Below are 16,860 nucleotides of genomic sequence, written 5' to 3'. Positions count from 1 at the left end.
TAAAGCCCATACAGGCTTTAACTAGATATTGTTACTTAGAGTATAACTCGATAATCAAGTTTTCTTTGATATTTTCTGGAATCTCGTCACGATTCGGATAAGCCAGGAATTTTCCTGATAACTCAGATGCATTCCAGTCTAACCAATTAAATTTATTGATCATTCTGCCTGCTACTGAATTAGTGATGCTTTCCAGAGTTTTTGATTTCTCACGAACTGCAACCACATCACCAGCTTTTAACTGATAGGAAGGGATATTTACTACTTCACCGTTAACTGTGACATGTTTATGGCTAACTAACTGACGAGCAGCTGAACGAGTAGTAGCAATACCTAATCTATATACTGTATTATCTAAACGAGCTTCTAATAATTGTAATAAGTTATCACCCGTGATACCTTGACGGGAAGAAGCTTTAGTAAACAAGTTACGGAACTGACGCTCTAATACACCATAAGTATATTTCACTTTTTGTTTTTCCATTAACTGTACTGAATACTCAGATTGTTTACCTCTTCTTTTGGAAGCACCGTGCTGTCCAGGAGGATAATTTTTTCTGTCTAATACCTTATCAGGGCCGAAAATTGGCTCTCTGAATTTACGCGCGATTTTGGACTTGGGTCCTGTATATCTTGCCATTGTGCTTTGTTTTAAAGTATCATGCAACCTTAAGCTGCAGACTCTTAGCTTTAAAAATTAATAAATTAAACTCTTCTCTTCTTAGGAGGACGACATCCATTGTGTGGAAGCGGTGTGATATCTTTGATAGAGGTTACTTCGATACCGGAGATTTGCAATGTTCTAATTGCAGACTCACGGCCAGAACCCGGACCTTTAACAAAAACCTCTACTTTACGCAGACCTAAATCAAATGCTACTTTACCGCAATCAGATGCAGCTTGACCTGCAGCATATGGAGTGTTCTTTTTAGAACCCTTGAAGCCCATTTTACCTGCTGAAGACCATGAAATAGTTTGACCGTTGTTATTTGTTAAGGTAACAATGATATTGTTAAAAGTCGCATTGATATGTGCCTGACCAACTGGTTCAATAACAACAACACGCTTTTTGGTTACTTTTTTACTCTTAGCCATAATTATTATTCGTTACTAATTTTATTTAGTAGCTTTTTTCTTGTTAGCAACTGTTTTTCTCTTGCCTTTACGTGTACGGGAATTGTTTTTGGTACGTTGTCCACGTACTGGTAAACCTTTTCTGTGACGTAATCCACGGTAGCAACCAATATCCATTAAACGTTTAATGTTTAATTGAACCTCTGAACGTAAAGCACCTTCTACTTTAATGCCATCGTTAATGATTGTACGAATCGCTGATAACTCATCATCAGACCAGTCCTGTACTTTTTTGCTAAAATCGATACCTGCTTCAGTTAATATACGCTGAGCAGTTGATCTGCCTACTCCGAAGATGTAGGTTAGTCCAATTTCGCCTCTTTTGTTTCTTGGTAAATCTATACCTGATATCCTTGCCATATGTGTACTAAATGTTTGATTATTTGACGACAGATTGAGTAACCTGTACATTCAATCTAATCATACTTCAATAATTTGCTTAACCTTGACGCTGTTTGTATTTAGGATTTTTCTTGTTAATAACGTAAAGTTTACCTTTACGACGAATAATCTTGCAATCAGCGCTGCGTTTTTTAATTGATGACCTAACTTTCATTTTATTTATATCTATAAGTAATCCTGCCCTTTGATAAATCGTAAGGCGACATCTCTAATTTTACTTTATCACCAGGTAATATTTTGATGTAGTGCATCCTCATTTTACCTGAGATATGAGCAATGATTTCATGCCCATTTTCCAGTTCGACCCGGAACATTGCATTTGACAATGCTTCTCTAATTACACCGTCTTGTTCAATTGAGGCTTGTTTAGCCATATAATATTGATTTTTACTTGATTAGCTGCTATTAAACAGGGTTGCAAAATTAATTAAAAATATTTAATTATTTACCTTTTTTCTTTTAAAACTTCTTCGATCAGAGAAAAGGTAGATAAAACATCTGCTTTACCCTTTTTAACCGCAACAGTGTGCTCAAAATGAGCTGACGGTTGATTGTCACGGCTAGTTACGGTCCAACCATCAGACCAGAACTTTACATTGGCTGTACCGGCATTAATCATCGGTTCAATGGCAATAACCATACCCTCCTCTAACTTCATACCGGATCCTCTTTTTCCATAATTCGGAACTTCCGGTTTTTCGTGCAGCTTAACACCGACACCATGACCTACTAATTCACGTACTACGCCATAACCATTCTCCTCTGCGAGAGACTGTACAGCAAAACCGACATCACCAATACGGGAGCCGACCACTGCTTTGTCAATTGCACGTTTCAAACATTCCTGGGTAATCTCAATTAACTTCCGGCGTTCCGGGCTAATCTCCCCAATCGGGAAGGTATAAGCGGAATCACCAAAATAATTATTCAGAATCACGCCACAGTCAACAGAAATCAAATCGCCTTCCTGTATCACATAATCACTTGGAAACCCATGAACAACCTGCTCATTAGGCGAAATACAAAGTGAAAATGGGAATCCGTTATAATTAAGAAAAGCGGGGATACCTCCGTTATCTTTTATATAAGTCTCCGCAATATTATTTAATTGCATAGTGGTTACTCCGGGTCCGATTACTTTCGCTACTTCAGCGAGTGTAGAAGAAACCATTAAAGAGCTGGCACGAATTAATTCAACCTCTTCCGGAGACTTATAATAGATCTTAGACATTCAATATTAAATTACTGCACTACTGCTGCCTGTAGTAGTCGCAGCAGGTAAACCTGTACGGCCAGTAACTCTTCCTGTCTTCATTAAACCATCGTAATGGCGCATGAGCAGGTAACTTTCAATTTGTTGCAATGTATCTAATACAACACCCACCAAAATCAACAGTGATGTACCACCGTAGAAGTGCGCAAATTCAGATTTGATACCAAATTTAACAGCGATAGAAGGAAGGATTGCAATGATCGCCAGGAAAACTGATCCCGGGAAAGTGATCTTTGAGATTACATCATCAATAAAAGACGAGGTAGATAAACCTGGTTTGATACCCGGAATAAAACCACCGTTTTTCTTCATATCATCAGACATCTGCACCGGATTAACAGTAATCGCGGTATAGAAGAAAGTGAAAGCAATAATTAAAAATGCAAAAGTTAAACTGTAAGCCAGTGAAGTTGGATCACTAAACTGGATTAACCACGTGTTTTGCAGTGATGGGAAAAACTGGGTAAGTGTTGTTGGGATAAACATCAGAGCCTGAGCAAAGATGATCGGCATAACACCAGCAGCATTTACTTTTAATGGAATATACTGTCTTACCCCGCCAAACTGTCTGTTACCGACAATACGTTTAGCATATTGTACAGGTACCTTACGGACACCCTGAACAATCAGGATAGTAAACATTACAACCGCGAATAAAGCTACAATTTCAAGGACAAGGGCAATAAGACCGCCATCACCAACGAATCTAGAGCTGATCTCCTGTTGCAGGGCAATAGGAAGACGGGCAATGATACCCACCATAATGATCAGAGAGATACCGTTACCGACACCTTTATCTGTAATTTTTTCACCCAGCCACATGACGAATAATGTACCTGCAGATAAAACAAAAGTTGAGAGCACAAAGAATAAGGTATGGTCAATCAGAATTGCCTCTACCGGAACCTGCGTTTTCACATAACCAACCGCCTGCACTGCAGTAATTGCCACTGTCAGGTAACGGGTAATCTGATTAAGTTTGTTCCTGCCGCTTTCGCCTTCCTTTTGCATTTTTTGGAATGAAGGCACAGCAATACCTAATAACTGAACTACAATTGATGCAGAAATATATGGCATAACCCCCAGGGCTAAGATTGATACGCGGGAGAAGGATCCCCCGGCAAACATATCCAGCAGACCCAGGATTCCAGATTTCTCATTATCGCCTAGGGCTGTTGCATCAACACCTGGAAGAACCACGTGTGAAACGAACCTATAGACCAAAAGAATTACGAGCGTAAATAATATACGCTCTTTTAATTCTTGAATTTTCCAAATATTACTTAAAGTAGTAAACAGCTTCTTCATTAATTACAATTTTTCGATTGAGCCTCCAACAGCTTCAATGGCTTTTTGTGCGGTAGCAGAAAAAGCATGTGCTTTAACTTCAATTTTAGATTTAACTTCACCACGACCTAAGATTTTAACCAGGTCATTTTTGTGTGCTAAACCGTGTGCTTGTAAAGCTGCAAAGTCGATAACGGTTAAGTTAAATTTCTCAGCTAAACCTTGTAATACATCTAAGTTTACACTTACGTATTCTACACGGTTAATTGGCTTGAAACCTACTTTAGGTACACGACGTTGTAATGGCATCTGTCCACCTTCAAAACCAATTTTGGTTTTGTGACCTGAACGGGAACCAGCACCTTTATGACCACGAGTGGAAGTACCACCACGGCCAGAACCAGTACCACGACCAATTCTCTTATTATTTTTTGTAGAACCTGCTGCAGGTTTTAAATTACTTAAGTTCATTTTGAAACTTATTGTGTTGCCCTTCGCTTTCACTAATCAGGGACAACGGTTAAACATATATAAAGGTTGCAAATGTAATCATATAAACTACTTCTGCAACCTCTATAAATTATATACTCTCTATGGCAACTAAGTGATTCACTTTTCTTACCATTCCAATGATAGCAGCGTTAGCTTCAACTTCTACAGACTGGTTCATTTTTTTTAAACCTAATGCCTGCATAGTTCTTTTTTGACGTTCGCTTCTGTCAATGATACTTTTGATCTGGGTAATTCTGATTTTAGCCATGTTCTTATCCGTTAAAAACTTTGTTTAAATCAACACCACGCTGCTGTGCTACTGTATAAGCATCACGCATCTTAGTCAGAGCATCAACAGTTGCTTTAACCACGTTGTGAGGATTTGATGAACCTTTTGATTTTGCTAATACGTTATGTACACCAGCACTCTCTAATACAGCGCGCATTGCACCGCCAGCGATAACACCTGTACCTACTGCAGCTGGTTTGATTAATACAAAACCACCTGAGAATTTACCGATTTGTTCGTGAGGCACTGTACCGTTTAGTAAAGGAACTTTTACTAAGTTCTTTTTAGCGTCATCGATACCTTTAGCAATTGCTTCTGTTACCTCTTTCGCTTTACCTAAACCGTAACCTACGATTCCGTTTTCATCTCCTACAACTACGATAGCTGAGAAGCTGAAAGTACGTCCGCCTTTAGTTACTTTGGCAACGCGTTGGATACTAACTAAACGATCTTTTAATTCGATCTCGCTAGTCTTAACTCTTTTTATATTGATAGTTGACATTCTTATCCTATTTTCAGATTAAAATACTAAACCAGCTTCACGGGCACCTTCTGCCAACGATTTTACGCGACCATGGTATAAATAGCCATTTCTATCGAAAACAACTTCTTTAATGCCAGCTGCGATTGCTTTTTCAGCTACTAATTTACCTACAGCTACAGATTGCTCTGATTTATTGCCATTACCAGAAAAATCTTTTGATAATGAAGATGCTGATACGATTGTGCTTCCAGTTACGTCGTTAATGATTTGAGCATAAATTCCTTTATTGCTTCTATAAACTGATAAGCGTGGACGGCTTTCAGAACCGGTCAATCTTTTTCTGATTCCTTTTTTTATACGATCTCTACGAGATAATTTTTTCCCTGCCATGATGATTATTTTTTAGAAGCTGATTTACCTGCTTTTCTTCTTAACACTTCTCCTACAAACTTGATACCTTTACCTTTGTATGGTTCCGGAGCGCGTAACGAGCGTATTTTAGCTGCTACCTGACCGATCAGTTGTTTATCAATACTTTCTAAAATAATTTTAGGAGTTTGACCTTTTTCTGAAGCCGTAGTAACTTTAATCTCTTCCGGTAACTGGAATACATAATGGTGAGAGAAACCTAAAACAAGATCAAGCGTGTTGCCTGTATTAGTTGCACGGTAACCCACACCTACTAATTCTTGAGTCAGTTTATAACCTTCTGTAACTCCGATAACCATATTGTTAAGCAATGAACGGTATAAACCGTGTAATGCTTTATGTCTTTTTTGTTCAGTCGGGCGTGTAACAGTAATCACACCGTCTTCCTGAGTAACAGTGATGTCTGCATCAACTGTTTGTTTTAATTCACCTTTTGGACCTTTTACAGTAACGATGTTATTCTCATCAATTGAAACTGTAACTCCAGCAGGGATACTAATTGGGGCTTTTCCTATTCTTGACATTTTGCTATCCTCCTTTAATTAATAAACGTGACACAAAACTTCGCCACCAATGTTCAATCTAGCTGCTTCTTTATCAGTCATAACACCTTTAGATGTAGACAAGATAGCAATACCTAAACCGTTCAATACTCTTGGCATATTACCTACGCCTGCATATTGCCTTAAACCTGGTTTACTGATACGCGCTAAAGTGCGGATCGCAGGAATTTTAGTGATCGGATTGTACTTCAAAGCGATTTTAATTGTGCCCTGAACTGTAGTTTCTTCAAACTTGTAGTTGGCAATGTAACCTTTGTCAAAAAGTACTTTAGTAATTTCCTTTTTAAGATTTGATGCAGGAATTTCTACAATTCTGTGATTTGCCTTGATGGCATTTCTTACTCTTGTAAGATAATCTGCTATTGGATCTGTATTCATTTTTATTGATTTGTGATAGTGGTTTCCTTTCCGAACTATTCGGAGCGACCTTCCATCGGTTAATTTTTCTGTTAACGCATTACGTTAGTGATCGCTGTCTCAGCGGTCACTAACGTACACGATTTGTTTTTACCAGCTTGCTTTGGTAACTCCAGGAATTTTACCTGCTAAAGCCATGTCGCGGAACAATACCCTTGAAATTCCAAAAGTACGCATGTAACCACGAGGACGGCCAGTCAGTTTACAACGATTGTGTAAACGTACAGGAGATGAGTTTTTTGGTAACTTATCTAATCCTTCAAAATCACCTGCAGCTTTTAATTCTGCACGTTTGTCAGCATATTTAGCTACCAATTTCTGGCGCTTAATTTCGCGAGCTTTTACACCTTCTTTTGCCATTATTGATCTGTATTAATAGGGGTTTGATTTTTAAACGGTAAACCGAATTGTTTTAATAATTCCAATGCTTCAACATCAGTAGTAGCAGAAGTTACAAAGGTAATATCCATACCTAAGATCTTAGAGATCTTATCGATGTTCAATTCAGGGAAGATGATTTGTTCAGTAATACCTAATGTGTAGTTACCTTTTCCATCAAAACCTTTATCGTTAATACCTTTGAAATCACGGATACGTGGTAAAGCTACGGAAATTAAACGATCTAAAAACTCAAACATGTTATTATCACGCAATGTAACACGTACACCAACTGGCATACCTTTACGCAATTTGAAGTTGGAGATATCTTTTTTGGATTTCGCACCTACAGCCTGCTGACCTGCAATTGTAGACATTTCTAAAATAGAAGTGTCCATAATTTTCTTGTCTGTTACAGAGAAACGACCAACACCCTGGTTGATAGCAATCTTCTCTAACTTAGGAACTTGCATAACGCTTTTGTAGTTGAATTTTTCTTTCAACGTCGTTACGATTTCCTCTTTGTATTTAGTCTTTAATCTTGGTATGTAAGTCATTATTTGATCTCCTCTCCTGATTTTTTAGATACCCTAACTAATTTCCCATCAGCATTAAGCTTTCTGCCAACACGCGTAGTTTTTCCAGATTTAGGATCAATTAACGCAACGTTAGAAATATGAAGAGCAGCCTCTTTTTTAATGATACCTCCGTTAGGAGTAGCAGCATTTGGTTTCGTATGTTTCGATACAAGGTTCACACCTTCTACCAGAATTCTACTTTTAGTAATTAATACTGAAAGTACTTTACCTTCCTGGCCTTTAGAATCACCAGCGATAACCTTTACTAAATCTCCTTTACGGATTTTTATCTTTGGTTGAACAGTTACTTTATTTTTCATTTTATAATACCTCCGGTGCTAATGATACAATTTTCATGAATTGTTTTTCACGCAGTTCTCTCGCAACCGGGCCAAAAATACGGGTACCACGCGGCTCATCCTGTGCATTTAACAAGACAGCTGCATTATCGTCGAAACGGATGTAAGAACCATCTTTACGTCTGATCTCTTTCTTCGTTCTTACAACAACTGCTTTAGAAACTGTTCCTTTTTTAATGTTACCTGAAGGGATTGCACTTTTAACGGTAACAACGATTTTGTCACCAATAGAAGCGTATCTCTTGCCGGTTCCACCAAGTACACGGATAACCAATACTTGTTTTGCGCCGCTATTATCGGCTACGTTTAATCTTGATTCCTGTTGTACCATGTTATTTAGCCCTCTCTAAAATTTCCACTAATCTCCAGTTCTTGTTTTTACTCAGCGGACGAGTCTCCATGATCAGTACTGTATCACCAATACCGCAATCGTTTTTCTCGTCATGAGCCATAAATTTGGTAGTTTTCTTAACAAACTTACCATAGATCGGGTGCTTCACTTTACGTTCTACTGCCACAACAACAGATTTATCCATTTTGTTGCTTACCACCAACCCGGTTCTTGTTTTTCTTAATTGTCTTTCCATTTCGACTCTAAAGTTATTTAGTTTCACTAGCTGACGCCGCTTTACGCTTTGTCATTTCAGTATTTAATCGGGCGATATCTTTTCTTACCTTATTGATACGGGTAGGATTCTCAATAGCCGAAATTGTGTGTGCAAATTTTAACTTAACTAAGTTTTCTTTCTCTTCTGCAATCCTGACTACTAGTTCTTCTTGTGAAAGCCCTGTGATTTCTGAGTTCTTCATTTTATTAATATTTATGTTCTGGGTCTAGCGGTTATAATAACAAGTTACTTACAACATTGACCCCAAAACTTTTTTATGCTTCTACGTAATCTCTACGTACTACAAATTTTGTTTGGATAGGTAATTTCTGAGCAGCTAAACGCATTGCTTCTTTAGCGATTTCTAAAGAAACGCCTTCAGCTTCAAAAATGATGCGTCCTGGTCTAACAACTGCTACCCAGTATTCAGGAGCACCTTTACCTTTACCCATACGTACTTCAGCTGGTTTCTTAGTTACCGGTTTGTCCGGGAAAATTCTAATCCACACCTGGCCTTCACGTTTCATGAAACGAGTTACCGCAATACGGGCTGCCTCTATCTGACGACTGGTAATCCATGTCGCCTCTAAAGATTTAATCCCGAAAGACCCGAATGACAATTCAGCACCACGTGTTGCTAAACCTTTCATTCTGCCCTTTTGCATCTTTCTGAACTTCGTTCTTTTTGGCTGTAACATTTTATTTGAATATTATCGTAAAACGATTTGTTAATAATTATTTACGAGGACCTCTGTTAGGAGTATTTCCGCCTCTGTTATCTCTACCTGCACCTGGACCGCCTTGACCTGGACCTCTTCCGCCACGACTTTTGTCGTTTCTTCTGTCGCCACCGCCACGGTTATCTCTGTCTCTGCCGCCACCAAAAGCACCTTCAGGTCTGCCACCTTTACCAGGAGCATTATTGGTTGCGCCAATGTTTGGAGAAAGATCACGTTTACCGTAAACCTCGCCTTTGCAGATCCAAACTTTAACACCGATCTTACCATAAGTAGTCAATGCTTCAGCTAATGCGTAGTCAATATCAGCACGGAAAGTATGCAAAGGAATTCTTCCTTCTTTATACTGCTCATTACGAGCCATCTCAGCACCACCTAAACGACCTGAAGTCATAATTTTGATACCTTCTGCACCCATACGCATCGTAGACGCGATTGTAGATTTCATAGCTCTACGGAATGAGATCCTTGCTTCTAATTGTTTTGCTACACCTTCTGCTACCAGTTGTGCATCAAGCTCAGGACGTTTGATCTCAAAAATGTTAATCTGAATCTCTTTTTTTGTAAGTTTCTTTAACTCTTCTTTGATTTTATCAACCTCAGCTCCTGCTTTACCGATTACGATACCCGGGCGTGCAGTGTGGATAGTAACCGTGATACGTTTTAATGTACGCTCGATAACCACCTTAGATACACCGCCTTTAGCGATACGTACTGAAAGGTATTTTCTTATTTTTTCGTCCTCAACTAATTTGTCAGCATAGTTGTTGCCACCGAACCAGTTAGAATCCCAACCTCTGATGATTCCTAACCTGTTACCTATTGGATGTGCTTTTTGTCCCATTTCTACTAATTAGTTTGAGTTTCAACGTTTTTACTATCTACTATCAAAGTTACGTGGTTAGAACGCTTACGTATTCTGTATCCACGGCCTTGAGGTGCCGGTCTAAGTCTTTTCAACTGACGGCCACCACCAACCATAATGGTTTTCACATATAATTGGTTTTCTTCAGGGCGAGAACCTTCATTTTTAGTTTCCCAGTTTTTGATGGCTGATAATAAAAGTTTCTCAACTCTTATTGCTGCCTCTTTATTGGTAAATTTTAAAATATGTAATGCTTTCTCAACACGCTCACCTCTGATAAGATCTACAACCAAACGCATCTTACGTGGTGAGGTTGGACAATTGTTTAATTTCGCTACTGCTTCCATCTCTTAATTATTTTTTCTTTTCAGAGTGACCCCTAAATGTTCTGGTTGGAGCAAACTCTCCCAGCTTGTGACCAACCATGTTTTCTGTTACGTATACCGGTATAAATTTATTACCGTTATGCACTGCAAATGTATGACCCACAAAATCTGGTGAGATCATTGATCTGCGAGACCAAGTTTTAATGACAGACTTTTTGCCTGAATCATTCATAGAGACTACTTTCTTCTCTACGTTATGGTCAATATAAGGTCCTTTTTTTATCGAACGAGCCATTATTTCTTCCTTTTCTCTATGATGAAACGATTTGAGTATTTTTTAAGTGAACGGGTTTTGAAGCCTTTAGCATACATACCGTTTCTTGAGCGAGGTTGACCTCCTGATGAGCGACCCTCACCACCACCCATTGGGTGATCGACAGGATTCATCGCTACCGGACGTGTTCTAGGACGACGTCCTAACCAACGTTTACGACCTGCTTTACCTAATACTTCATTTGCGTGATCCGAATTTGAAACAGAACCTATCGTTGCTAAACAAGTAACTAAGATAGATCTTACTTCACCTGAAGGCATTTTAACAGTTGCATATTTACCATCACGTGCTGCTAATTGAGCATAAGCACCAGCACTACGTGCTAATTGTGCTCCACGTCCTGGTTGAATTTCAATATTGTGGATAATTGAACCCAAAGGAATGTTAGACAATTTCAATGTGTTACCTACTTCTGGAGCAGCTGTATCACCTGAAACTACTTTCTGTCCAACCTGCAATCCATCCGGTGCAATGATGTAACGTTTTTCACCATCCGCATAATGTAATAATGCGATACGTGCTGTACGGTTTGGATCGTATTCAACAGTTGCAACTGTTGCAGGAATATCAAACTTATCACGTTTAAAGTCAATTAAACGGTAAGATTTTTTGTGACCACCACCCATGTAGCGCATAGTCATCTTTCCTGTATTGTTACGTCCTCCCGATTTTTTAGAAGAAACAACCAATGATTTTTCGGGCTTGGTTGCTGTAATCTCCGTGAAACTGGCACCGACTCTAAAGCGGGTACCCGGAGTGACTGGTTTAAATTTTCTTAAGCCCATAGTTATAAATTATTCAATTCTTATTAAATATTCGCGTAATAATCAATTGTTTCACCTGCTGCCAGGGTTACAATAGCTTTTTTGTATTTCGGGCTACGGCCGGTAACTAAACCACCTTTAGTGTTTCTAGATTTTAATTTTCCGTTTACAATCATTGTATTGATTGCCAGAATATTAACACCATACATCTTTTCGATGGCCTGTTTGATTTGCAATTTATTTGCTTTGTGTTCTACTTTGAAAGTAAAGCGGCTAGACTTTTCTGTAAGAGCAGAAGCTTTCTCGGTTAATATTGGTTTCTTTAAAAATTCCATATTACTTGGCAAATGCCTCCTCCAATGTTTTAACAGTATTAGCAGTTAACAAAAGTTTACCACAGTTTAATACATCATAAGTACTTAACTGATCAGCGGTAATAACTTTCACTTTCTGAATGTTTCTGCTTGATAAATAGATATTGTTATCTTGTGCAGGTAAAACCAACAATGTTTTTTGACCTGTTAAGCTTAAAGCATTAACCAAGTTCACATAATTTTTAGTTTTAACTGAATCAAAGCTAAAATCTTCTAAAACAAGGATGTTGTTATCCTGAGCTTTGTAAGACAACGCAGATTTACGTGCCAGAGATTTTAATTTTTTGTTTAGTTTAAAACTGTAATCACGTGGTTGAGGACCGAATACACGACCACCACCATTAAACAAAGGAGATTTAATACTACCAGCACGAGCGCCACCAGTACCTTTTTGTTTGTATAATTTACGGGTTGAACCAGCGATCTCATTACGTTGTTTAGACTTGTGAGTACCCTGACGTTGATTAGCCAAATACTGTTTTACATCTAAATAAATTGCATGGTCACTTGGAGTAACACCAAATACCGACTCAGGAAGCTGCACCTTGGCACCTGTCTCTTTTCCTGAAATGTTTAATACATTAACTTCCATCTGCTTACTTGTCTAAGATTACGTAAGAACCTTTAGCTCCTGGAATGGAACCACTAACTACAACAAGATTTTGATCTGCATAAACTTTCAAAACCTGTAAGTTTTGAATTTTCACTCTATCTCCACCCATTCTTCCTGCCATACGCATACCTTTAAATACACGTGCTGGATAAGATGCAGCACCCAGTGAACCCGGAGCACGCATTCTGTTGTGCTGACCGTGAGTTTGACCACCCACACCAGCAAATCCATGGCGTTTCACAACACCCTGAAAACCTTTACCCTTAGAAGTACCAACTACATCTACAAAATCACCTTCGTTGAAAATGTTTACCGTTACAGTATCACCTAAACTAAGTGATTCTTCAAACGGCTCAAATTCAACCAATTTACGCTTTGGAGTTGTGCTTGCTTTCGCAAAGTGGCCTTTCAGAGGCTTGGTTGTGTTTTTTTCTTTAGCTTCATCGAAGCCTAATTGAACTGAAACGTAACCGTCTTTCTCTTCGGTCTTAACCTGTGTTACTACACATGGCCCAGCTTCGATCACCGTGCATGGAATGTTTTTTCCATCGGCGTCGAAAATGCTGGTCATTCCTACTTTTTTTCCAATAATACCTGACATTTTCTTTTTTTAGTTTAACACCCATCGAAGCAGTAGGGCTTCGTTCAAGGTGGATACAATTCCCTTTAAGGGAGGGCAAAAATAGGAAAGAAATCTTAATTTTCAAAGAGTTAGCGAATTATTTTTATAAATATTATCCACATTACCAGATAGATCGGTAAAAAAACATCGCAAAGCCCGCCCCACTCAGAATCTTTGGCATACCCGTTCTTCTCAAAGCCTTCGCGAAATAGAAAGCACCTGCCTATAAAGCTAAAAACGAGATGTTTTCGCAGGAGATTACGCTGTCAATTGCATAATTATGAATTGATTTGCCGACATTAGAAAGAATAAATGTTAATTGCGGGCGTACAATAAACCCGAAAAATGACAGTTAAATTAGAATACTATTTATAATTATGATGAAAAGAACCCTTTTACCACTGCTTGGCCTGTTTCTGATGTGCCTGATAACTTCCCAGACAAGCGCGCAGGACAGTACAATGGTAGACCCTAGTCTTAAAGGACAGTATCAGCTGATGCTGTCTAAATCCAGAACTTTAGACGGATACAAATTGATTAATCCGTACAGACTCACAAGCTTTTATAAGAGCGTAACCGATACAATCAGGAAAGAAAGACAGGGACATATTGGCGCCCAGACTAAAATAAAAGAGCAAGCTGCAACGATTGCTGGCCTCAATAATGAAATAAAAGGAAAAGAAGCCTCTCTGGCGACCTCAAATGCCAGACTGGATCAGATAAGCTTCCTGGGAATTCCTTTCGACAAAGGGACTTATAATACGATCGTGTGGGTGCTTATTATCCTGCTGGCTATCGCATTAGCGATTGTAACGATTCGTTCTGCGAAAAGCATTCAGGAAGCAAAATATCGCAGCGGTCTGTATGAAGAGATCGCGCAGGAGTATCAAACTTATAAGGTAAAATCTAACGAGAAGGAAAAGAAACTTGCCAGAGAACTGCAAGACGAAAGAAATAAACTAGAGGAACTCCGAACAAGAGGAAATTAAAAAAACCGCTTAAAAAGAAAAAGCCTCCGGAATCCGGAGGCTTTTTCTTTTACTCAAAATTTCATTAAACTTTGATTTCAACTTCAACACCGCTAGGTAATTCAAGTTTCATCAGTGCGTCAACAGTTTTTGAGTTAGAACTATAAATATCTAACAAACGTTTGTAAGCACATAACTGAAATTGCTCACGTGCTTTTTTGTTCACGTGTGGTGAACGTAAAACAGTGAAGATTTTCTTTTCAGTTGGCAACGGAATTGGTCCGCTAACTACTGCACCCGTAGGTTTTACAGTTTTTACGATTTTCTCAGCAGATTTGTCTACCAGATTGTAATCGTAAGATTTCAATTTAATTCTGATTCTTTGGCTCATTGGATTATAATTAAAGCTGCCTGTTAGAGCTATTAATAACAGGCAGCTGATTAAAAACTAGTCTGCAGATTTGATTCTGCCTTTGGATTTAGCGATAACTTCTTCCATTACGTTTCTTGGAGCTGGCTCATAGTGATCGAATTCCATAGTAGACGTTGCACGACCTGAAGTGATTGTACGTAACTGAGTTACATAACCAAACATCTCAGAAAGAGGCACAGTAGCTTTAATTACCTGGGCACCGTTACGGGTATCCATACCTAAAAGCTGACCACGACGACGGTTCATATCACCGATTACATCACCCATATTTTCTTCTGGAGTAAGGATCTCGATTTTCATGATTGGCTCCATCAATACTGGATTACACTTAGGCAATGCCTCACGGTAAGCCATTTTAGCAGCAAGTTCGAATGACAAAGCATCTGAATCGACTGCGTGGAATGAACCATCAATTAATCTAACCTTCATATCAGGAAGTGGATATCCTGCTAATACACCGTTAGACATAGAAGCTGCAAATCCTTTCTCAACTGAAGGAATAAATTCACGTGGAATAGATCCACCTGTAATTTCGTTTACAAACTGTAAACCACCTTTTTCGTAATCAGCATCAATTGGAGAGATAATAACCTGAATATCCGCGAATTTACCACGACCACCAGATTGTTTTTTATACGTTTCACGGTGCTGAACAGTACCGTTAATAGCCTCTTTATAAGCAACTTGTGGCGCTCCCTGGTTAACCTCTACTTTAAACTCACGTCTTAAGCGGTCAATCAGGATGTCTAAGTGAAGCTCACCCATACCAGAGATTACAGTCTGACCAGTTTCCTCGTCTGTCTGAACTCTGAATGTAGGATCTTCTTCAGCTAATTTAGATAAGCCCAGACCTAATTTATCAACATCAGCCTGAGTTTTTGGCTCAATAGCTAAACCGATAACCGGCTCAGGGAAATCCATAGATTCCAGAACAATTGGATGTTTCTCATCACACAGTGTATCACCGGTTTTGATATCTTTAAATCCTACTACAGCAGCAATATCACCAGCACCTACATTAGGAATTGGGTTTTGCTTGTTAGCATGCATCTGGAAAATACGTGAAATACGTTCTTTATTTTCAGAACGTGCATTATATACGTAAGAACCAGCTTCCAGGTTACCTGAATAAACACGGATAAAGCATAAACGACCTACGAAAGGATCTGTTGCAATTTTAAATGCTAAAGCTGCAAAAGGCTCTTTAATATCCGGTTGACGGGTAACTTCCTCACCTGTATTTGGATTGATACCGGTAATACCGTCAACATCCATTGGTGATGGCAATAATTCCATAACCAGGTCAAGCATAGTCTGAACACCTTTGTTTTTGAAAGATGAACCACAAACCATAGGAACGATCTTAGCATCTAAAGTTGCTTTACGCAATGCATCAAGAATTTCACGCTCCGTGATAGAGTTTGGATCTTCGAAGAATTTCTCCATCAAAGATTCATCATAATCAGCTACAGCTTCTAATAAATTCTCTCTCCATTGTGCAACTTCTTCTACCATATCCTCAGGAATTGGCACTTCAGTAAAGGTCATACCTTTATCATGCTCATTCCAGATAATACCACGGTTGTTGATTAAATCAACTACACCAGTAAAACTGTCTTCTGCTCCAATTGGTAACTGTAAAGGTACTGCATGGCTACCCAGCATATCTTTAACTTGTTTCACAACTTTCAGGAAATCAGCTCCTGAACGATCCATTTTATTAACAAAACCGATACGTGGAACAGCATAGTTATTAGCTAAACGCCAGTTAGTTTCAGATTGAGGCTCAACACCATCAACAGCTGAAAATAAGAATACTAAACCATCAAGTACACGTAATGAACGGTTTACCTCAACGGTAAAATCCACGTGACCTGGTGTGTCAATAACGTTTACCTGGTATTTTTCACCACGGTAAGGCCAGAAAACTGTTGTTGCTGCAGACGTGATTGTTATCCCGCGTTCCGCTTCCTGAACCATCCAGTCCATGGTAGATGCACCTTCGTGTACCTCACCAATCTTGTGATTTACTCCGGCATAATAAAGGATACGCTCAGTTGTTGTGGTTTTACCCGCATCAATGTGAGCCGCGATCCCAATGTTTCTTGTAAATTTTAAATCTCTTGACATT

General features: G+C 38.9%; 30 protein-coding genes. 1 reads left to right on the top strand and 29 read right to left on the bottom strand.

Annotated elements, in window-relative coordinates; all coding sequences use genetic code 11:
- Positions 1-31: 31 nt before the first annotated feature.
- The 27 genes from rpsD to rplC form a co-directional block, all read right to left on the bottom strand.
- Positions 32-640, bottom strand: coding sequence for a 30S ribosomal protein S4 (rpsD, locus tag BLR53_RS08910; protein ID WP_037442571.1), 609 nt, complete (start codon positions 638-640; stop codon positions 32-34).
- Positions 641-705: 65 nt separating this feature from the next.
- Positions 706-1,095, bottom strand: coding sequence for a 30S ribosomal protein S11 (gene rpsK, locus BLR53_RS08905; protein ID WP_037442574.1), 390 nt, complete (start codon positions 1,093-1,095; stop codon positions 706-708).
- A gap of 21 nt (positions 1,096-1,116) precedes the next feature.
- Entirely contained in the window at positions 1,117-1,494 is a 378-nt protein-coding gene (rpsM, locus tag BLR53_RS08900) for a 30S ribosomal protein S13 (protein WP_037442576.1), read from the bottom strand.
- Positions 1,495-1,573: 79 nt separating this feature from the next.
- A complete protein-coding gene (gene rpmJ, locus BLR53_RS08895; protein ID WP_010599887.1) occupies positions 1,574-1,690 on the bottom strand; it encodes a 50S ribosomal protein L36 in 117 nt (38 codons plus the stop codon).
- Between the two features lies 1 nt (position 1,691).
- A complete protein-coding gene (gene infA / locus BLR53_RS08890) occupies positions 1,692-1,910 on the bottom strand; it encodes a translation initiation factor IF-1 (RefSeq protein WP_008244555.1) in 219 nt (72 codons plus the stop codon).
- Positions 1,911-1,981: 71 nt separating this feature from the next.
- Complete coding sequence (map, locus tag BLR53_RS08885) at positions 1,982-2,767, bottom strand: type I methionyl aminopeptidase (RefSeq protein ID WP_074589046.1); 786 nt, start codon at positions 2,765-2,767, stop codon at positions 1,982-1,984.
- A gap of 6 nt (positions 2,768-2,773) precedes the next feature.
- Positions 2,774-4,117: a preprotein translocase subunit SecY gene (secY, locus tag BLR53_RS08880; RefSeq protein WP_037442580.1), complete on the bottom strand. Its 1,344-nt coding sequence runs from the start codon at positions 4,115-4,117 to the stop codon at positions 2,774-2,776.
- A gap of 3 nt (positions 4,118-4,120) precedes the next feature.
- Entirely contained in the window at positions 4,121-4,567 is a 447-nt protein-coding gene (gene rplO, locus BLR53_RS08875) for a 50S ribosomal protein L15 (RefSeq protein ID WP_037442631.1), read from the bottom strand.
- A 109-nt stretch (positions 4,568-4,676) separates the two neighbouring features.
- Entirely contained in the window at positions 4,677-4,856 is a 180-nt protein-coding gene (gene rpmD, locus BLR53_RS08870; protein WP_074589042.1) for a 50S ribosomal protein L30, read from the bottom strand.
- A gap of 4 nt (positions 4,857-4,860) precedes the next feature.
- The gene (gene rpsE, locus BLR53_RS08865) at positions 4,861-5,379 is read right to left on the bottom strand and encodes a 30S ribosomal protein S5 (protein ID WP_008244566.1); all 519 of its coding nucleotides are present in this window, start codon (positions 5,377-5,379) and stop codon (positions 4,861-4,863) included.
- An 18-nt stretch (positions 5,380-5,397) separates the two neighbouring features.
- Complete coding sequence (gene rplR, locus BLR53_RS08860) at positions 5,398-5,751, bottom strand: 50S ribosomal protein L18 (protein ID WP_037442582.1); 354 nt, start codon at positions 5,749-5,751, stop codon at positions 5,398-5,400.
- Between the two features lie 5 nt (positions 5,752-5,756).
- Positions 5,757-6,314 carry a 50S ribosomal protein L6 gene (rplF, locus tag BLR53_RS08855; RefSeq protein ID WP_037442583.1) on the bottom strand — a complete coding sequence of 186 codons (558 nt, stop codon included), beginning with the start codon at positions 6,312-6,314 and terminating at the stop codon, positions 5,757-5,759.
- A gap of 18 nt (positions 6,315-6,332) precedes the next feature.
- The gene (gene rpsH, locus BLR53_RS08850; protein WP_037442585.1) at positions 6,333-6,731 is read right to left on the bottom strand and encodes a 30S ribosomal protein S8; all 399 of its coding nucleotides are present in this window, start codon (positions 6,729-6,731) and stop codon (positions 6,333-6,335) included.
- Positions 6,732-6,860: 129 nt separating this feature from the next.
- Positions 6,861-7,130, bottom strand: a complete 270-nt coding sequence (gene rpsN, locus BLR53_RS08845) for a 30S ribosomal protein S14 (RefSeq protein WP_037442587.1) — start codon at positions 7,128-7,130, stop codon at positions 6,861-6,863.
- Positions 7,130-7,705 (bottom strand): 50S ribosomal protein L5, encoded by a 576-nt coding sequence (gene rplE / locus BLR53_RS08840; RefSeq protein WP_037442589.1) that lies wholly within the window; start codon positions 7,703-7,705, stop codon positions 7,130-7,132. The genes rpsN and rplE overlap by 1 nt, the downstream gene beginning before the upstream one ends.
- Positions 7,705-8,046 carry a 50S ribosomal protein L24 gene (gene rplX / locus BLR53_RS08835; protein ID WP_037442591.1) on the bottom strand — a complete coding sequence of 114 codons (342 nt, stop codon included), beginning with the start codon at positions 8,044-8,046 and terminating at the stop codon, positions 7,705-7,707. Before rplX ends, rplE begins: the two co-directional genes overlap by 1 nt.
- 1 nt (position 8,047) lies before the next feature.
- Positions 8,048-8,416 carry a 50S ribosomal protein L14 gene (gene rplN / locus BLR53_RS08830; protein WP_037442593.1) on the bottom strand — a complete coding sequence of 123 codons (369 nt, stop codon included), beginning with the start codon at positions 8,414-8,416 and terminating at the stop codon, positions 8,048-8,050.
- Between the two features lies 1 nt (position 8,417).
- A complete protein-coding gene (gene rpsQ / locus BLR53_RS08825; protein WP_037442595.1) occupies positions 8,418-8,672 on the bottom strand; it encodes a 30S ribosomal protein S17 in 255 nt (84 codons plus the stop codon).
- A gap of 13 nt (positions 8,673-8,685) precedes the next feature.
- Positions 8,686-8,895 (bottom strand): 50S ribosomal protein L29, encoded by a 210-nt coding sequence (rpmC, locus tag BLR53_RS08820; RefSeq protein WP_037442597.1) that lies wholly within the window; start codon positions 8,893-8,895, stop codon positions 8,686-8,688.
- 73 nt (positions 8,896-8,968) lie between these two features.
- Complete coding sequence (gene rplP, locus BLR53_RS08815) at positions 8,969-9,391, bottom strand: 50S ribosomal protein L16 (RefSeq protein ID WP_037442599.1); 423 nt, start codon at positions 9,389-9,391, stop codon at positions 8,969-8,971.
- A 37-nt stretch (positions 9,392-9,428) separates the two neighbouring features.
- A complete protein-coding gene (gene rpsC, locus BLR53_RS08810; protein WP_037442601.1) occupies positions 9,429-10,274 on the bottom strand; it encodes a 30S ribosomal protein S3 in 846 nt (281 codons plus the stop codon).
- 5 nt (positions 10,275-10,279) lie between these two features.
- Positions 10,280-10,642: a 50S ribosomal protein L22 gene (gene rplV, locus BLR53_RS08805; RefSeq protein ID WP_037442604.1), complete on the bottom strand. Its 363-nt coding sequence runs from the start codon at positions 10,640-10,642 to the stop codon at positions 10,280-10,282.
- A 7-nt stretch (positions 10,643-10,649) separates the two neighbouring features.
- Positions 10,650-10,916 carry a 30S ribosomal protein S19 gene (gene rpsS, locus BLR53_RS08800; RefSeq protein ID WP_008244581.1) on the bottom strand — a complete coding sequence of 89 codons (267 nt, stop codon included), beginning with the start codon at positions 10,914-10,916 and terminating at the stop codon, positions 10,650-10,652.
- Positions 10,916-11,740, bottom strand: a complete 825-nt coding sequence (gene rplB, locus BLR53_RS08795) for a 50S ribosomal protein L2 (protein WP_037442607.1) — start codon at positions 11,738-11,740, stop codon at positions 10,916-10,918. Before rplB ends, rpsS begins: the two co-directional genes overlap by 1 nt.
- Positions 11,741-11,763: 23 nt before the next feature.
- On the bottom strand, positions 11,764-12,054 hold the full coding sequence (gene rplW / locus BLR53_RS08790; protein ID WP_037442609.1) for a 50S ribosomal protein L23: 291 nt from the start codon (positions 12,052-12,054) through the stop codon (positions 11,764-11,766).
- Between the two features lies 1 nt (position 12,055).
- Complete coding sequence (gene rplD / locus BLR53_RS08785; protein WP_037442611.1) at positions 12,056-12,685, bottom strand: 50S ribosomal protein L4; 630 nt, start codon at positions 12,683-12,685, stop codon at positions 12,056-12,058.
- A gap of 4 nt (positions 12,686-12,689) precedes the next feature.
- Positions 12,690-13,307, bottom strand: coding sequence for a 50S ribosomal protein L3 (gene rplC / locus BLR53_RS08780; RefSeq protein ID WP_037442613.1), 618 nt, complete (start codon positions 13,305-13,307; stop codon positions 12,690-12,692).
- A gap of 398 nt (positions 13,308-13,705) precedes the next feature.
- Here rplC and BLR53_RS08775 point away from each other — a divergent pair, with 398 nt between their 5' ends.
- The gene (locus BLR53_RS08775) at positions 13,706-14,317 is read left to right on the top strand and encodes a hypothetical protein (RefSeq protein WP_234797571.1); all 612 of its coding nucleotides are present in this window, start codon (positions 13,706-13,708) and stop codon (positions 14,315-14,317) included.
- A gap of 64 nt (positions 14,318-14,381) precedes the next feature.
- Here BLR53_RS08775 and rpsJ read toward each other — a convergent pair whose 3' ends face one another.
- Both rpsJ and fusA read right to left on the bottom strand, forming a co-directional pair.
- Positions 14,382-14,687 carry a 30S ribosomal protein S10 gene (gene rpsJ / locus BLR53_RS08770; protein ID WP_008244591.1) on the bottom strand — a complete coding sequence of 102 codons (306 nt, stop codon included), beginning with the start codon at positions 14,685-14,687 and terminating at the stop codon, positions 14,382-14,384.
- Between the two features lie 57 nt (positions 14,688-14,744).
- Positions 14,745-16,859 (bottom strand): elongation factor G, encoded by a 2,115-nt coding sequence (gene fusA, locus BLR53_RS08765; protein WP_037442616.1) that lies wholly within the window; start codon positions 16,857-16,859, stop codon positions 14,745-14,747.
- Position 16,860 lies beyond the last annotated feature (1 nt).

This window comes from Pedobacter antarcticus (assembly GCF_900103515.1).
In the GTDB taxonomy this organism is placed as follows: domain Bacteria; phylum Bacteroidota; class Bacteroidia; order Sphingobacteriales; family Sphingobacteriaceae; genus Pedobacter; species Pedobacter antarcticus.
Note: the sequence above shows the minus strand (reverse complement) of the source record. Positions and strands in the feature narration are given on the sequence as shown.

Excerpts from the sequence above, each read along its gene's own strand:
- rpmJ (WP_010599887.1), bottom strand. The coding sequence starts at position 1,690 with ATGAAAGTTAGGTCATCAATTAAAAAACGCAGCGCTGATTGCAAGATT.
- rpsM (WP_037442576.1), bottom strand. The coding sequence starts at position 1,494 with ATGGCAAGGATATCAGGTATAGATTTACCAAGAAACAAAAGAGGCGAA.
- rplP (WP_037442599.1), bottom strand. The coding sequence starts at position 9,391 with ATGTTACAGCCAAAAAGAACGAAGTTCAGAAAGATGCAAAAGGGCAGA.
- rpmC (WP_037442597.1), bottom strand. The coding sequence starts at position 8,895 with ATGAAGAACTCAGAAATCACAGGGCTTTCACAAGAAGAACTAGTAGTC.
- rpsC (WP_037442601.1), bottom strand. The coding sequence starts at position 10,274 with ATGGGACAAAAAGCACATCCAATAGGTAACAGGTTAGGAATCATCAGA.
- rplW (WP_037442609.1), bottom strand. The coding sequence starts at position 12,054 with ATGGAATTTTTAAAGAAACCAATATTAACCGAGAAAGCTTCTGCTCTT.
- rplB (WP_037442607.1), bottom strand. The coding sequence starts at position 11,740 with ATGGGCTTAAGAAAATTTAAACCAGTCACTCCGGGTACCCGCTTTAGA.
- rplO (WP_037442631.1), bottom strand. The coding sequence starts at position 4,567 with ATGAACTTAAGTAATTTAAAACCTGCAGCAGGTTCTACAAAAAATAAT.
- rplR (WP_037442582.1), bottom strand. The coding sequence starts at position 5,751 with ATGGCAGGGAAAAAATTATCTCGTAGAGATCGTATAAAAAAAGGAATC.
- secY (WP_037442580.1), bottom strand. The coding sequence starts at position 4,117 with ATGAAGAAGCTGTTTACTACTTTAAGTAATATTTGGAAAATTCAAGAA.
- BLR53_RS08775 (WP_234797571.1), top strand. The coding sequence starts at position 13,706 with ATGATGAAAAGAACCCTTTTACCACTGCTTGGCCTGTTTCTGATGTGC.
- rpsD (WP_037442571.1), bottom strand. The coding sequence starts at position 640 with ATGGCAAGATATACAGGACCCAAGTCCAAAATCGCGCGTAAATTCAGA.
- infA (WP_008244555.1), bottom strand. The coding sequence starts at position 1,910 with ATGGCTAAACAAGCCTCAATTGAACAAGACGGTGTAATTAGAGAAGCA.
- rpsJ (WP_008244591.1), bottom strand. The coding sequence starts at position 14,687 with ATGAGCCAAAGAATCAGAATTAAATTGAAATCTTACGATTACAATCTG.
- rplD (WP_037442611.1), bottom strand. The coding sequence starts at position 12,685 with ATGGAAGTTAATGTATTAAACATTTCAGGAAAAGAGACAGGTGCCAAG.
- rplX (WP_037442591.1), bottom strand. The coding sequence starts at position 8,046 with ATGAAAAATAAAGTAACTGTTCAACCAAAGATAAAAATCCGTAAAGGA.
- fusA (WP_037442616.1), bottom strand. The coding sequence starts at position 16,859 with ATGTCAAGAGATTTAAAATTTACAAGAAACATTGGGATCGCGGCTCAC.
- map (WP_074589046.1), bottom strand. The coding sequence starts at position 2,767 with ATGTCTAAGATCTATTATAAGTCTCCGGAAGAGGTTGAATTAATTCGT.
- rplV (WP_037442604.1), bottom strand. The coding sequence starts at position 10,642 with ATGGAAGCAGTAGCGAAATTAAACAATTGTCCAACCTCACCACGTAAG.
- rpsH (WP_037442585.1), bottom strand. The coding sequence starts at position 6,731 with ATGAATACAGATCCAATAGCAGATTATCTTACAAGAGTAAGAAATGCC.
- rplN (WP_037442593.1), bottom strand. The coding sequence starts at position 8,416 with ATGGTACAACAGGAATCAAGATTAAACGTAGCCGATAATAGCGGCGCA.
- rpsQ (WP_037442595.1), bottom strand. The coding sequence starts at position 8,672 with ATGGAAAGACAATTAAGAAAAACAAGAACCGGGTTGGTGGTAAGCAAC.
- rpsN (WP_037442587.1), bottom strand. The coding sequence starts at position 7,130 with ATGGCAAAAGAAGGTGTAAAAGCTCGCGAAATTAAGCGCCAGAAATTG.
- rpmD (WP_074589042.1), bottom strand. The coding sequence starts at position 4,856 with ATGGCTAAAATCAGAATTACCCAGATCAAAAGTATCATTGACAGAAGC.
- rplC (WP_037442613.1), bottom strand. The coding sequence starts at position 13,307 with ATGTCAGGTATTATTGGAAAAAAAGTAGGAATGACCAGCATTTTCGAC.
- rplF (WP_037442583.1), bottom strand. The coding sequence starts at position 6,314 with ATGTCAAGAATAGGAAAAGCCCCAATTAGTATCCCTGCTGGAGTTACA.
- rpsK (WP_037442574.1), bottom strand. The coding sequence starts at position 1,095 with ATGGCTAAGAGTAAAAAAGTAACCAAAAAGCGTGTTGTTGTTATTGAA.
- rplE (WP_037442589.1), bottom strand. The coding sequence starts at position 7,705 with ATGACTTACATACCAAGATTAAAGACTAAATACAAAGAGGAAATCGTA.
- rpsS (WP_008244581.1), bottom strand. The coding sequence starts at position 10,916 with ATGGCTCGTTCGATAAAAAAAGGACCTTATATTGACCATAACGTAGAG.
- rpsE (WP_008244566.1), bottom strand. The coding sequence starts at position 5,379 with ATGTCAACTATCAATATAAAAAGAGTTAAGACTAGCGAGATCGAATTA.